Here is a 12,768-nt window from a genome sequence, read left to right as displayed (position 1 = left end):
AAAACCTGAAAAGCTAAATTAAAAACAAAAAAATAGCTGGCATATTCGCCAGCTACCCTTTCATAAAATTTTATACATCAATAAATTAGGCTGTTAATGCTAATTTCGCACCGAACATTAAAAAGACGGCACCAATACAGCTATTTGAAAATTTAGATAATTTTTTATTGTGTTTTACCATGTTGGTCACTGCAACTGCACCAAATATCAGCATTGATAAATAAAACATGCTGCATACTTCTAATATCACTCCAAGTACAAAGAACGGCACACCTGCATTTGGATATGCAGGGTCAATAAATTGAATGAAAAACGAAACATAAAAAATGATCATTTTTGGATTTAGCAAACTTAAAAAGACGGCTTTCTTATACGTCCCTTTTGCTTCTAATATGATCCCATCGACATCTGTTGCAGATTCTTTTTTATGCAATACTGAATATAACGTTTTAATACCTAAGTAAAATAGATAGGCAGCACCCGCATATTTGATCACGCTAAAAAATATAGGCGACGTTTTGACTAAAGACGCGACACCTAAGAATGATAAAAAAATGAGCAAGGCATCCCCTGTAAATACACCAAGAGCTGCTTTATAACCATTTTTTACACCATATTTTGCGCTACTCGTTAAAACAAATAGAGAATTAGGGCCTGGTACCAATGTAATAAAAATCACACCGATAAGATAAGTCCATAAGTTTGTAATACCTAAGTTTTCAAGCATAATAAACCCGCTAACTCAATAAAAGTTATAACAATTAATTCACATTTTGGCTTAATAGATACTATGATACACAGCTTTTATTTTTAATAAAAGATATCACCAAAAATAGATTTATATATGAAATATTAAACTGATAATTTATCATTTAACTAGTCATTCATATAGGTATAGGCAACCAAAATTGAAGTTAAACTCCAATCAAAAACACTTAATCAGCAGCAAGCTAAAAATATTTTTTAATCGATACAAAACTTCATAAATCAATAAAAAATTAGTTGTTAATGCCATTTAAGGCCTGTAGGTAGAGATAGTGATTTGTTCCACATTTCACGATATAACAATGGATGCCTACAGCGTATCGAATAATAATTTTTACTCTAAATACCTGTAGTTAAATCAACATTGTCTTTGTTTAGACTTTTATTCAATGAATGACATTTCAACATACAGGTGCACATCGATGTCGTCTCAACAACCAAAGCCATGGCAACGCGCAATGATGGATGGAGCAGTCCACACATTACCCTTAAATCTTGCAGTTATTCCGTGGGGGGTTCTTGCTGGTTCCATGGCCATTGAAACAGGGCTTTCTTTTTGGCAAAGCATCGCAATGTCTGCAATGGTTTTTGCAGGTGCAGCTCAGTTAGTCACTCTAGGTTTACTCAATTCTGGCGCTGGCTACATTACAATTGTGATTTCTGTTTTCTTTATTACATCACAACATCTTTTATATGGGCTAACCATGCGCCCTCACGTAAAGGATTTCACGACACCACAACGTTTAAGCATTGGCTTTCTATTAACTGATGAGCTATTCGCCATTAGTGCAGCCAAGCGTCAAGCCCTCAGTTTTTCCTATTTATTTGGCGCAGGATTTAGTTTTTATCTTGTGTGGTTAGTCACCAGCCTATGCGGCATTGTGATGGCAAATTTGGTAGGTGATTTAAGTAAATTACATTTAGATTTCTCAGTCGTCGCGACACTATTAGCCATTGTCGTTCCGCTCACTAAAAAAATAAGTACCGCCTGCGGTGTTTTATTTTCATTAATTACTGCGATTACCCTATCAATGTATTCTATCAGTAGTGCAATTGTGATTGCCGGCGTTGGTGGAATGTTTGTTTCTGTTGGTGTCTCTCGTTTATTAAGGGAAGAAAAATGATCTGGATTTTAATTATCAGTTTAACGGCTGTTGTTTTCTCTCTCCGTTATATTTTTCTGATCCCCCAATTACCAATACGATTACCATTAATTGTACGCCAAGCGCTCAGTTATTCTGCACCCTGTTTGCTTACCGCAATTTGTGCTCCTGTAATCTTATTAGAAAATCATGAATTACGTAGTTTCCCCGACAATCCATATCTCTGGGGAGCGCTATTTTGCGTTGTAGCAGCATCCTTACTGAAAAATATGTTAGTAACCGTCGGATTAACTTTAGTCTTTTTCTATGGACTTATTTACTTTATGGGCTAACCAATAATTTATAAAGCATCGGTAGCCGCCTTTGCTTTATAATAACGTTTCATGGCTAATAAAAGCCTGTTTTTTAATCGATCCGTTGGATAATTAACCCCATGCTAAATAATTACGTTTTACGAAGTGTTCGTTATATGTTGGATTTGAGCGATGCTCAGATGGTTGAAATCGTAAAACTTGCAGACTTTTCAGTCACAAAAGAAGAAATGAGCCTTTGGCTAAAGAAAGATACCGATCCAGACTACGTTGAATGTAGCGACCTTGTGCTCGGTCACTTTCTTAATGGATTGATATATCATCGCCGTGGTAAAGATGAAAGTCGCCCAGCACCAGAAGTTGAAGAGAGAATCAGCAACAATATTATTTTCAAGAAATTACGTGTTGCCTTTGAACTGAAAGACGTTGATTTACTGGAAATCTACCAGTCTGTTGATTTCCGAGTTTCAAAACCAGAATTAAGTGCTATTTTCCGTAACCCAGAACATAAAAATTATCGTGAATGTGGCGACCAACTATTACGCTACCTATTAAAAGGCTTAACGTTACGCCTACGCGGAAATAAATAATTCAGATCACCATAATCTTCACGAAGATTATGGCATTAGGCTGATAGCAATATCAGCCTAGATATTTTTCAGCAAGTAACTCAAAAAGATATCAACTTTCGGCGAAAGTGAACGTTTTGAGGCATAAACTGCGCGCAACTCAATCGGCGCTGGATACATATTATCAAAACTAACTTCCACCAACGTTCCCGCTTGAATTGCGCTTTGGCATCCCTCTTTTGATAAAATAGCAAATCCCAATCCATTGAGTGCAGCCGCACTGGCAAGAATACCGCTGTTCACACGGTACTGACTGTTAATACTGACTTTTTTTAACTGACCATGATGTGTGCTAAAAACCCATGGCTGTCCCTGCAACGCACTGAAACTCGTGATACAGGGCATCATACTGAGTTCATCCACAGTGTTGGGTAGCCCTTGTTTTTCAATTAACTTCGGAGCTGCAACAACAACACTGTCCCATGATTTAACCAATTTTGAGTGGTAGCTACTATCCATCAACGCTCCACGATGAAAAGTCAGTAATAAATCCACTTCATCACCAATAACATCTAGAGGTGCTAGCTGCGTATCACAATGGATAGCAAGCTCAGGATGAGCAAGTGCAAATCGAGCCAGTAAATCTGCAAATAATACACTGCCAGATTCACTTGGAATCGTTAGCCGCAAAGTACCACTTAATGTTTCTGAGGCGCTAATTTGTTGTAAGGTTTCATCTAATTCTAAATACAGTTTTTGGCTCTTATTTAATAATAAAGTACCTTGCTCAGTTAAGCGCATTTGCCGTGTAGTTCGTTCAATCAATCGGCAATTAAGTTGAGTTTCAAGCTGCTTAATTTGCCGACTCACATTTGATGTTGGCATCGAAAGATGTTTTGCGGCATTAGCAAAGCTTCCCTGAGTGGCTACCGCAACAAATACCTTCAATAAATTAAGATCAACAAACATAATACAGCCTAATTTTAGTCTTCATTAATACCCCACTAATAACATTAGCAGTAGCCAATTTCCATTATTTTTTGGTAGCGTAGATCCAATAACGTATCCTGATCTAATGCACTAAGTTGGTTTAAATCGTGGATAAGTTGCTGCTTCAGATATTGTGCAGCTAATACATAATTTCGATGCGCTCCGCCTAACGGTTCAGGAATAATCGTGTCGATAATTCCTAGCGCTTTTAGTCTCGGCGCGGTCATTCCCATCACCTCAGCCGCAACTTGCGCTTTTTGGGAATCTTTCCATAAAATAGAGGCACAACCTTCTGGAGAGATTGCAGCGTATGTGCTGTATTCCAACATATTAATTCTGTCCCCCACTCCAATCCCAAGTGCGCCACCGGAACAACCTTCTCCAGTGATCACACAAATAATCGGCGTTTTGAGGCAAGACATTTCCTGAATATTGCGCGCAATCGCTTCTGCTTGCCCACGCTCTTCAGCGCCAACACCAGGGTAAGCCCCAGCAGAATCAATGAACGTAATAACTGGCAATTTAAATCGCTCCGCCATTTTCATTAATCGAAGCGCTTTTCGATATCCTTCAGGGGATGGCATTCCAAAATTACGTTTTACTTTTTCCTTCGTATCCCGCCCTTTTTGTTGTCCCATTACCATAACTGGATGACCGTCTAAACGCGCTAATCCACCGACTAACGCTTTGTCATCTGCAAATGATCTATCCCCCGCTAATTCCTGAAACTCAGTAAATATGAGAGGGATATAATCCAATGTGTAAGGGCGCATTGGATGACGAGCTAATTGCACAATTTCCCATGCACCTAAAGAAGAGAAAATATTCTCAGTAAGTGATTGGCATTTTTTCTCTAATAATTGGATCTCTTCATCAAGCCTTATTTCTGATGGATGACCCTTTTGCTTAAAGGCATTCAATGCTTCAATTTTTTCATGAAGCTCAATAATGGGTTTTTCGAATGCAAGAAAGTGGTTAGACATAGTGACCTTAAAATCGACCAAGTAATTTTAAGAGTCTACTGAGAGGATCAATCCTATTCTATAAATAAGAATAGGATTGATAGTTATCAAAAATGGGATAATTACAACTAAATAAGATTTTTACGTAACAATACCGAGATACTACCGTTCATGAACACTTCTTTATCTTGTATATACCCTAACTTTTCAGCGACACGCAATGAGGGTATATTTTGAGGCCCTATAAAGCAGATACTTTCTTGGTGTTTTTGCTCCGCAATCAACCAAGACAATGCAGCTTGCATCGCCTCTGTAGCGTAACCTTTGCCTTGATATTCAGGCGCAATTACCCATCCCGCTTCAGGAATTCCTTTAACGTGAGGTTCTACAATACGATGAAAATCGGCAAACCCAAGGTCCCCCACATAATTTCCTGTCGCTTTTTCTCTCACAGCCCAATAACCAAACCCGAGTAGAGGCCAAAGCCCGCCATATGCAAGCATTCGCATCCAGGATTCACGCTCCGTTGAAGGAACACCGCCAATATGTTGAACCATTGAGCGTTGTCCCCATAACTGAGAAAGCGCTGAAAAATCACTAACCTCATGTTTTGCTAAAATTAATCTATCTGTTTCAAGTTTAGGGATCACGTATTTCCCCTCCTCTAGATTATCTAAATGGCGGCTCGTCGAATGTTCTTAGTTTTCGGGAGTGTAGCTTATCACCTTCTTGTCGTAGCAGGTCGATAGCACGGATCCCAATTTGTAGATGCTCCGATATTGCGCCTTCATAAAAACTATTTGCTTGCCCCGGCAGTTTGATTTCACCGTGAATCGGCTTGTCTGACACGCAAAGTAATGTGCCATATGGGACACGGAAACGATAACCTTGTGCAGCAATTGTGGCACTTTCCATATCCACAGCGACGGCTCGACTAAGGCTAAATCTGCGTGCAGTTGCAAAAAATCTTAACTCCCAGTTACGATCATCCGTTGTGACCACCGTTCCCGTACGCAAACGCTGTTTAACTAGCTCACCAGGCATATTACTTACCTGTTTAGTTGCGTCATATAGTGCCCGCTGAACTTCAGCAATACTTGGAATAGGAATATCTGGTGGTAATACATCATCTAAAATATGGTCATCACGTAAATAGGCATGTGCTAGGACATAGTCACCAATTTTTTGGCTTTCACGCAGCCCACCACAGTGACCAATCATTAGCCACGCGTGAGGACGTAACACCGCTAAATGGTCACAAATATTTTTTGCGTTTGCTGGACCAACGCCAATATTCACTAAGGTAATTCCTCCGCCATCACGAGCAATCAGATGATATGCAGGCATTTGGAATTTTTTCCACGTTAAATCGGATGTAGCAAATTGCGGATCTGCATTTTCAGCGGTTAAATAGTTATGCCCTACACAAGATAACGCGATATAACGGCTTTCTGGATCACGAATTTGCTCACAGGCCCAATTCACAAACTCATCAACATAACGGTTATAGTTGGTAAACAAAATATAAGGCTGAACATGCTCAGGTGGTGTACCCGTATAATGTTTTAATCGCGCTAAAGAGAAATCTACGCGGAGTGCATCAAAGTGGGATAATGGCATATCATCCGTTACATGATATAAGCCATCCGTAATATCGTCACTGATATGAGAGAGATCTGTAATAGGAAAATGAGCGGCTAAGCTGCTACTCATACTTCTATCAAGAATTAAATCTGAGCCATCAATCACAAATGGATATGGAATTTCAGTCTTAGACGGACGAACTGCAAAAGATACGTCATAGTCTTGTTGAAAAATGGTTAATTGCTCAACGAGGTAAGCTCGAAACAGGTCTGGTTGGGTTACAGTAATGCTGTAATCTCCCCGTTTCACAAAACGGGCATAAGCTCGCGTTTTTTCACAATGGTCAACCTTTCCTTCCCAAGTTACACACAACTCAGGGTAGGCAAACAACCCATTTTCTCGAGCGTTAGTATCGGGTAACATCCCTTTATCGACATAGGTTGCAATGGCATTTCTCAAGGCTTCAATGGCATTTGAATAGAGTAATGAGAGTGTTTCGATTGTCTCTTCTATAGAAAGATTTTCATATTTTCGGCATTGTTCCAAAGACACGCTTAACTCCTTATCAAATGACGCAAAATTTACGCCTTCAGTGTATGTTATTCATCGAACACTCACAAGAAATTGCATTTAATCCTTGAAAATTTAATAAGTTAAAATCTTAGTTAATTCTATTTTTTATTTTCACCTATTTCTAAGTCCGAACCTAATTTAATATAAAGAATATATATTTGAATTATTTTTAAGATAACGCTTATGGATTATTTAAAACCTTGGTTAAGTTTTTAACTTCTATATTAACAATATAAAAAACCTAAAATGTTTATATCGTTATTTATGAAAGAGATAAAATCAAAATTAAGAATATTATTAAATTTCATCAAATAGTGATTAAATGTTTATGCAATGTATATTTAAAAGTAATATTATGTCGCTGTAACCTATAGTTTCAATGTTTATGAACGCTGGTATAAATACTTAAAAGGTATTAAGGAAATCCAATGAAAAAAACTCTCTTAGTTTCTTCTATCGCTGCGTTATCAATTTTAGCTGCATCTTCATCTGCATTCGCAGCTAAAACACAAACCTATAACTGTGATGGACAAAAAATTAAAGTTTCTTTTCCTAATCAAGATACAGCAGTGATGCTTTACAGCGATGAACTGATTTTACTGAAAAGCAAAGAAGCCGCGAGTGGCGCTCGCTATGTTGGTGAAAACTTCCAACTATGGAGCAGCAAGGCAGGCTTAAACTTAGCCACTATTTCTGAAGATGATGCTGTTAATAACCGTGTTTCAGACGATAAAGGTCGTGATTGTAAACTGGTTAAATAATTGCATCTCTAACTTCACTTAGCCGTAGAAAGCAGCCTCATAATTATTACGATGCTGCTTTTTTATATAAAAATAATCTTATTGGGTAATTAATGTTAAAACTAGTGGTAATGTAATAACAGCAAGAATAGTTTGGAAAGTAATGATCCCTGCCATTAATTGACTATCTCCATTAAGCTGCTTAGTTAAAATATAGGACGTTGGTGCGGTAGGTATAGAGAAAAAGATGACTAAAAGCACGCTTTCCAATGTTGGTAATTCAAATAAATAAGCCGTAAATGAGGCTAGAACTGGCATAGCAAGCAAGCGAAATAATGTTGAAACCATAATGGGTTTAAACTCTTTCCTGAGCGTTGCCGTTTGTAGTGCCCCACCAATACAAATTAACCCTAATGGCAAACTAGCTGCAGCCAATAATTTTAAAAATTGGTCAGACCCAAATGGTAAACCTATCGGTAATAAATTTAATAATATTCCGATAACACAAGAAATAATTAATGGATTTTTAGCAATAGGCATGACCAGTTGCTTTAATGACACTTTCTTCCCTGCACTCAACGACAGTACCGCAATGACATTACAGCTGGGAACCAAAATCGCCATTATCACCGCTGAAATCGCAATCCCTTCCGATCCAAAAAGGTCAGCAACAATCGCCAACCCTAAATAAGTATTAAAACGAATAATCCCTTGAATGTGAGCCCCAAATCGTGGAATGGGTATTTTAAATAAATATTTATTTACCACGACAAGCAGTGAACTTACAGCAAGGATGAAAAAAATGGCGCAGGCAAGATAAGGTAATTTGGGATTATTGAGTGGCGCGTTCGCCAAACTGTTTATTAATAATGCAGGGAATAAAATAAAGTAATTGAGTTTTTCTGCGCTAGGCCAAAAATCGGCAGAAAATAGTGCTGTTCTACGTAAAACAAAACCCATTGCGATAAGAGCAAACAACGGCCACAACACGAGTAAGATCTTTTCCATGATTAAGAAATTCTTTTTTTTCAAACCATTATGAATTGATAATTGTGACTATATCGTTAAAATCAATGAGATGTTAGTTAAAAAAAGCGATGCAGGCAGATACCCTTCTAGAGTGTGAGCTTCATTCAAAAATACAGTGCAGGTTATTCCGATAGCCAACACATTTATTTATCGTTACTCTCACTAAATCTAATTATTATTTTTCAAGTTAGTCCTATGGATATAAAAAACCTTTGTAAGCTCTACCGAACGGGTAAAAAATATAAGTATGTCTTTTTCTGGGGGCATCAATCCAAACAACAGCAAGTCACGAAAAGCTGTTTTAGCCAATGGTACCCTGCTCCTTTTATCGTTGATGGTAACCGTTTCGCCAGTGCCGAACATTTCATGATGGCAGAAAAAGCGCGTTTATTTGGCGATAGTGAAATTCTGCAAAAAATTATCCATGCTCCGAATCCTGGGGCTGCAAAAGCCTTTGGACGAGAAGTTCGTGGTTTTAAACAAGATATCTGGGATGCAAACCGATTTGATATTGTTGTAAAAGCTAATTTAGCCAAGTTTTCTCAAAATGACGCACTAAAGCAGTTCTTGTTGGCAACCAATGAGCGCGTCCTAGTGGAAGCTAGCCCTGTCGATAAAATATGGGGAATTGGCTTAGCTGAAGATGCGGAGAATATTGAAAACCCTCTCACGTGGAAAGGCTTAAATTTATTGGGCTTTGCATTAATGGAAGTACGGACACAATTAGCCAATTAAGATTTTCAGCACAAATATCCCGCTGTTATCAAACAGCGGGACTTCACTTTAAATATTCTTATAGTGGCATTCTGTATTCAATAACGCCTGGTTTTTCTGCGACCCAATTATATAGCTTTTGTCCGCGTAAATTGGTTTCCTGAGTATGCCAATATAAACGTCCACATTGTTTCTGCTGCGCTTGTTGCTGAACAAACTCAATTAATTGTTTCCCCACATGGCGACCACGAACTTCAGGGGTAACATAGAGATCTTCTAAATAACAAAAATCATTTTCTGCCCAAGTGGAACGGTGGTAAAGATAGTTCACAAAACCAACCACTTTGTTCCCTTCTAACGCGACAGCACAGTGCATCGGTTCTTTTTCATCAAAGAAACGCGCCCATGCTGTTAATGTGATTTCTTCGCTTAAATCCACTTGATAAAATTTTTGATACTCCAACCAATATACTAACCATTCTGGGTAGTGCTCAGGGGAAACAAACTCAATAGATACTGGTAGTTCTGCATTATTCATAATAACCCTTCCATTTGTAGACATATAACTGAATGAGGTTATAGTACAGAGCTATCTGGTACTGTATAAGATACACTTTTGTTATTTATTTAGGATCCACTTATGAGAAGAAAGCAGCAAGCTCAGTTTCCACTGTTATTGATTGAACAGGGTCGAATTAATGAAGGGGTTTACCATACGATCCGCAATGCAATATTGGATGGACGAATTGCTGCTGGCCTAAAATTACCTTCGACTCGGGCGCTAGCTGAGATGATGTCAATCTCTCGTAACTCGGTAATTGCAGGGTTTGAACGCTTAATCGATGAAGGTTATTTATATTCAAAGCAAGGCTCTGGAACATATGTTTCTGCACAAATTCCTGATGAATTAGTTCGTCCAATTAGCACCAAACAAGCGGCTTTCCAACAAGAAAATCCTGCACTTTATCTGAACCCCATATTGAATAACCTTCAGCCACTCTGGGAACAGTCTCGCCCAATTACCAATAAGCGCTCAATATTTAATATTGGCGTTGGTTGTGTCGATCAGTTTCCCCATGACCTTTGGGGGCGATTATTAGGGCGAGTTTGGCGAAAATCCAAGCATGATATCACGCACTATAATCACCCTGATGGCTATATACCGCTCAAAAAATTATTGGCTGATTATGTGCGTTCAACCCGAGGCGTTCATTGCAATGACAAGCAAATTATTATCGTCAACGGAACCCAACAGGCAATAAATTTGGTCGCTAAAGTATTATTAAAACAAAATGATACTGTTTGGCTCGATGACCCAGGTTATGACAGTGCTCGTGCTATTTTAACTGCCGCTGGTGCCAATATCTCACCAATCCCTTCCGATAATGAAGGAATGAATATTGAATATGCGGCCGCGCATCATAGTAATGCCAAACTGATTTACACCACGCCATCTCATCAGTTTCCGCTTGGGACAACCTTAAGTTTACCCCGCCGCCTCGCATTATTAGATTGGGCACAACAAAATAATGCTTGGATATTTGAGGATGATTACAACAGCGAGTTTCGTTTTTTATCCAAACCGATTCAAGCCTTACAAGGCCTTGATAATCATCAACGTGTTATTTATGCCGGTACATTTTCTAAAATGATGTATCCCGGTTTTCGCCTTGGATTTTTAATTGTGCCAGAAATTCTGAGTGAAGCTTTTACTATGATTAAATACTACAGTGACAGTCATTGTAGCTATTTAGAACAAGCCGCTTTAGCGCAGTTTATTCAAGAAGGTCATTACGCGAGACATATTCGTAAGATCCGCAAAATTTGCTATGAACGCCAAACTGTTTTTTGCCAATCCATCAATCAATATCTCCCGCACATTTTTGATGCACAAATGAATGATTCAGGGATCCATACCGTCTGTTGGGTAAAAAAAGGCTATAACTTAGAGATTATCCTAGAGCAGTGTCGTCACCTTGGTTTTGGTGCGCAGCCGTTATCTCGTTATTGTATTCACAGCCAAAATAATGATGCTATCTTGTTTGGTTATGCCGCCCACACTGAACAAGTGATCATCCAAAACATTCAGTTATTAAGTGAGGCATTGGCGAAAATATACCCGAGTTAAACGGGAGTGATATTCGCCGCAATTCCGATTGCCGCCGATATTGGGCAACTTATAAGATGACCTCAATGTAATTTTTCACCATATTGAGGTGTACTATGACAAAAATAAATTACCCTTATGAACTGGAAATTGGCGACATTGTTTTCACCAGTATTGGAACTGAAGTTTTTCGCCAAATCGCTTCTGCATCAAAATGTTGGAGTAATCATGTAGGCATGATCATTGGCCATGATGGCAACGACTATTTAGTAGCAGAAAGCCGCATTCCTTTATCGACCACCACCACATTATCCCGCTTTATTGCTCGCTCATCTGAGTCTCGTTACAGTGTGCGTCGCTTATCTACACATTTAACCGAGGCACAAAAACAGGCGTTAGTGACTCAAGTTTTTCCACGATTAAATAAGTTTTACCACACAGGGTTTAAATACGATTCATCACGCCAGTTTTGCTCAAAATTTGTATTCGATATTTACCAATCTGCCTTATCTATTCGCATTGGTGAAATCGAAACTTTCCAAGAATTATTAACAAAAAATCCGAATGCCAAATTAAAATTCTGGAAACTATGGTTTATTGGTTCCATTCCTTGGGAGCGCACGACCGTCACCCCGGCCAGCTTATGGCATCATTCAGAGCTTTCTTTGGTGTACCGTAGCCACGAAGATATTCATTAATTTCTCACTTTAGCAACCGATTGATTAACATTGCATCCATCAATCAAAAGCCCTATACCACAGGGCTTTATCTAGCAACTCGACATTTTAGGAACAACTTCAACGCTATCTTCACGCTATTTTTTGACTCTATTCCCTCATCAAAATACCCTCCTAACCATACACCGATTTTTATGCCCATTCGTTTGTTAAAAACGCAATTAATGGATGAGCGCATTCAGTAAAAGGATTGAGGAGAAACACAATGGCGAATCAATTCCGAGAAAAACAAGCCCCTTTAATGTTATTCGTCTCTTACAGCGATGATTCATTTAAACAGCATCACCAAAGGGCATCTCATAGGGAAAACAATATGGATTCAAAGTTAAATAGCTTAGAAAAAGAGATCAATAAAATGAAAAATGATCTGCATGAAGTCAAAACCAATATCGCCGTGATTAAATCCAACTATTCCACCAAAGAAGCTTTAGCCGCCAGCGCCAATAAAATCATTCTATGGTTTGTGGGCAGTGTGATATTGACTCAGTTACTGCCAGTGGTTGCGAGGGTTGTGGATATGTGGGTGAAGTGATTGGTACTTATATTAATGAAGTTACCTTTCTTATTTTGATTCTTAGACTTAC

General features: G+C 38.6%; 15 protein-coding genes. 8 read left to right on the top strand and 7 right to left on the bottom strand.

Annotation, left to right across the window (positions count from 1 at the left end):
• Positions 1–85: 85 nt before the first annotated feature.
• A complete protein-coding gene (leuE, locus tag LDO73_RS08825) occupies positions 86–727 on the bottom strand; it encodes a leucine efflux protein LeuE (RefSeq protein WP_224061070.1) in 642 nt (213 codons plus the stop codon).
• Between the two features lie 460 nt (positions 728–1,187).
• On the opposite strand from leuE, the gene LDO73_RS08820 reads away from it, so the two are divergent.
• The 3 genes from LDO73_RS08820 to LDO73_RS08810 all read left to right on the top strand — a co-directional run bounded on the left by LDO73_RS08820 (position 1,188) and on the right by LDO73_RS08810 (position 2,769).
• Positions 1,188–1,889, top strand: coding sequence for an AzlC family ABC transporter permease (locus tag LDO73_RS08820; RefSeq protein WP_154599285.1), 702 nt, complete (start codon positions 1,188–1,190; stop codon positions 1,887–1,889).
• Positions 1,886–2,200, top strand: coding sequence for an AzlD domain-containing protein (locus tag LDO73_RS08815; RefSeq protein WP_036948090.1), 315 nt, complete (start codon positions 1,886–1,888; stop codon positions 2,198–2,200). Before LDO73_RS08820 ends, LDO73_RS08815 begins: the two co-directional genes overlap by 4 nt.
• Before the next feature lie 101 nt (positions 2,201–2,301).
• Positions 2,302–2,769, top strand: a complete 468-nt coding sequence (locus tag LDO73_RS08810) for a DUF1456 family protein (protein WP_224061069.1) — start codon at positions 2,302–2,304, stop codon at positions 2,767–2,769.
• Positions 2,770–2,826: 57 nt separating this feature from the next.
• Here LDO73_RS08810 and LDO73_RS08805 read toward each other — a convergent pair whose 3' ends face one another.
• The 4 genes from LDO73_RS08805 to LDO73_RS08790 all read right to left on the bottom strand — a co-directional run bounded on the left by LDO73_RS08805 (position 2,827) and on the right by LDO73_RS08790 (position 6,836).
• Positions 2,827–3,717, bottom strand: a complete 891-nt coding sequence (locus tag LDO73_RS08805; protein WP_224061068.1) for a LysR family transcriptional regulator — start codon at positions 3,715–3,717, stop codon at positions 2,827–2,829.
• 44 nt (positions 3,718–3,761) lie between these two features.
• Entirely contained in the window at positions 3,762–4,721 is a 960-nt protein-coding gene (gene accA, locus LDO73_RS08800; RefSeq protein WP_224061067.1) for an acetyl-CoA carboxylase carboxyl transferase subunit alpha, read from the bottom strand.
• 107 nt (positions 4,722–4,828) lie between these two features.
• Entirely contained in the window at positions 4,829–5,350 is a 522-nt protein-coding gene (locus LDO73_RS08795) for a GNAT family N-acetyltransferase (protein ID WP_224061066.1), read from the bottom strand.
• A 19-nt stretch (positions 5,351–5,369) separates the two neighbouring features.
• Positions 5,370–6,836, bottom strand: a complete 1,467-nt coding sequence (locus LDO73_RS08790) for an AMP nucleosidase (RefSeq protein ID WP_224061065.1) — start codon at positions 6,834–6,836, stop codon at positions 5,370–5,372.
• A gap of 449 nt (positions 6,837–7,285) precedes the next feature.
• Between LDO73_RS08790 and LDO73_RS08785 the strand changes: the two genes are divergently transcribed.
• On the top strand, positions 7,286–7,618 hold the full coding sequence (locus tag LDO73_RS08785) for an MliC family protein (RefSeq protein WP_224061064.1): 333 nt from the start codon (positions 7,286–7,288) through the stop codon (positions 7,616–7,618).
• Between the two features lie 78 nt (positions 7,619–7,696).
• Here LDO73_RS08785 and LDO73_RS08780 read toward each other — a convergent pair whose 3' ends face one another.
• Complete coding sequence (locus LDO73_RS08780) at positions 7,697–8,605, bottom strand: AEC family transporter (RefSeq protein ID WP_224061162.1); 909 nt, start codon at positions 8,603–8,605, stop codon at positions 7,697–7,699.
• A 216-nt stretch (positions 8,606–8,821) separates the two neighbouring features.
• Between LDO73_RS08780 and LDO73_RS08775 the strand changes: the two genes are divergently transcribed.
• Positions 8,822–9,361 (top strand): NADAR family protein, encoded by a 540-nt coding sequence (locus LDO73_RS08775; protein ID WP_224061063.1) that lies wholly within the window; start codon positions 8,822–8,824, stop codon positions 9,359–9,361.
• Positions 9,362–9,419: 58 nt separating this feature from the next.
• Here LDO73_RS08775 and LDO73_RS08770 read toward each other — a convergent pair whose 3' ends face one another.
• A complete protein-coding gene (locus tag LDO73_RS08770; protein ID WP_224061062.1) occupies positions 9,420–9,878 on the bottom strand; it encodes a GNAT family N-acetyltransferase in 459 nt (152 codons plus the stop codon).
• 102 nt (positions 9,879–9,980) lie between these two features.
• Here LDO73_RS08770 and LDO73_RS08765 point away from each other — a divergent pair, with 102 nt between their 5' ends.
• From LDO73_RS08765 to LDO73_RS08755, 3 genes are all read left to right on the top strand, one after another.
• Positions 9,981–11,468 (top strand): PLP-dependent aminotransferase family protein, encoded by a 1,488-nt coding sequence (locus tag LDO73_RS08765; protein WP_224061061.1) that lies wholly within the window; start codon positions 9,981–9,983, stop codon positions 11,466–11,468.
• Positions 11,469–11,563: 95 nt separating this feature from the next.
• Positions 11,564–12,145: a YebB family permuted papain-like enzyme gene (locus LDO73_RS08760; RefSeq protein WP_224061060.1), complete on the top strand. Its 582-nt coding sequence runs from the start codon at positions 11,564–11,566 to the stop codon at positions 12,143–12,145.
• 244 nt (positions 12,146–12,389) lie between these two features.
• Complete coding sequence (locus LDO73_RS08755) at positions 12,390–12,716, top strand: hypothetical protein (RefSeq protein ID WP_224061059.1); 327 nt, start codon at positions 12,390–12,392, stop codon at positions 12,714–12,716.
• The last annotated feature ends 52 nt before the right edge of the window (positions 12,717–12,768 follow it).

The sequence above is a fragment of the Providencia alcalifaciens genome (assembly GCF_915403165.1).
Classification (GTDB): Bacteria; Pseudomonadota; Gammaproteobacteria; order Enterobacterales; family Enterobacteriaceae; genus Providencia; species Providencia alcalifaciens_C.
This window is presented reverse-complemented; position numbering and strand designations above follow the sequence as displayed.

Coding starts and splice junctions, on each gene's coding strand:
- leuE (WP_224061070.1), bottom strand. CDS start 727: ATGCTTGAAAACTTAGGTATTACAAACTTATGGACTTATCTTATCGGT.
- LDO73_RS08820 (WP_154599285.1), top strand. CDS start 1,188: ATGTCGTCTCAACAACCAAAGCCATGGCAACGCGCAATGATGGATGGA.
- LDO73_RS08815 (WP_036948090.1), top strand. CDS start 1,886: ATGATCTGGATTTTAATTATCAGTTTAACGGCTGTTGTTTTCTCTCTC.
- LDO73_RS08810 (WP_224061069.1), top strand. CDS start 2,302: ATGCTAAATAATTACGTTTTACGAAGTGTTCGTTATATGTTGGATTTG.
- LDO73_RS08805 (WP_224061068.1), bottom strand. CDS start 3,717: ATGTTTGTTGATCTTAATTTATTGAAGGTATTTGTTGCGGTAGCCACT.
- accA (WP_224061067.1), bottom strand. CDS start 4,721: ATGTCTAACCACTTTCTTGCATTCGAAAAACCCATTATTGAGCTTCAT.
- LDO73_RS08785 (WP_224061064.1), top strand. CDS start 7,286: ATGAAAAAAACTCTCTTAGTTTCTTCTATCGCTGCGTTATCAATTTTA.
- LDO73_RS08780 (WP_224061162.1), bottom strand. CDS start 8,605: ATGGAAAAGATCTTACTCGTGTTGTGGCCGTTGTTTGCTCTTATCGCA.
- LDO73_RS08775 (WP_224061063.1), top strand. CDS start 8,822: ATGGATATAAAAAACCTTTGTAAGCTCTACCGAACGGGTAAAAAATAT.
- LDO73_RS08770 (WP_224061062.1), bottom strand. CDS start 9,878: ATGAATAATGCAGAACTACCAGTATCTATTGAGTTTGTTTCCCCTGAG.
- LDO73_RS08765 (WP_224061061.1), top strand. CDS start 9,981: ATGAGAAGAAAGCAGCAAGCTCAGTTTCCACTGTTATTGATTGAACAG.
- LDO73_RS08760 (WP_224061060.1), top strand. CDS start 11,564: ATGACAAAAATAAATTACCCTTATGAACTGGAAATTGGCGACATTGTT.
- LDO73_RS08755 (WP_224061059.1), top strand. CDS start 12,390: ATGGCGAATCAATTCCGAGAAAAACAAGCCCCTTTAATGTTATTCGTC.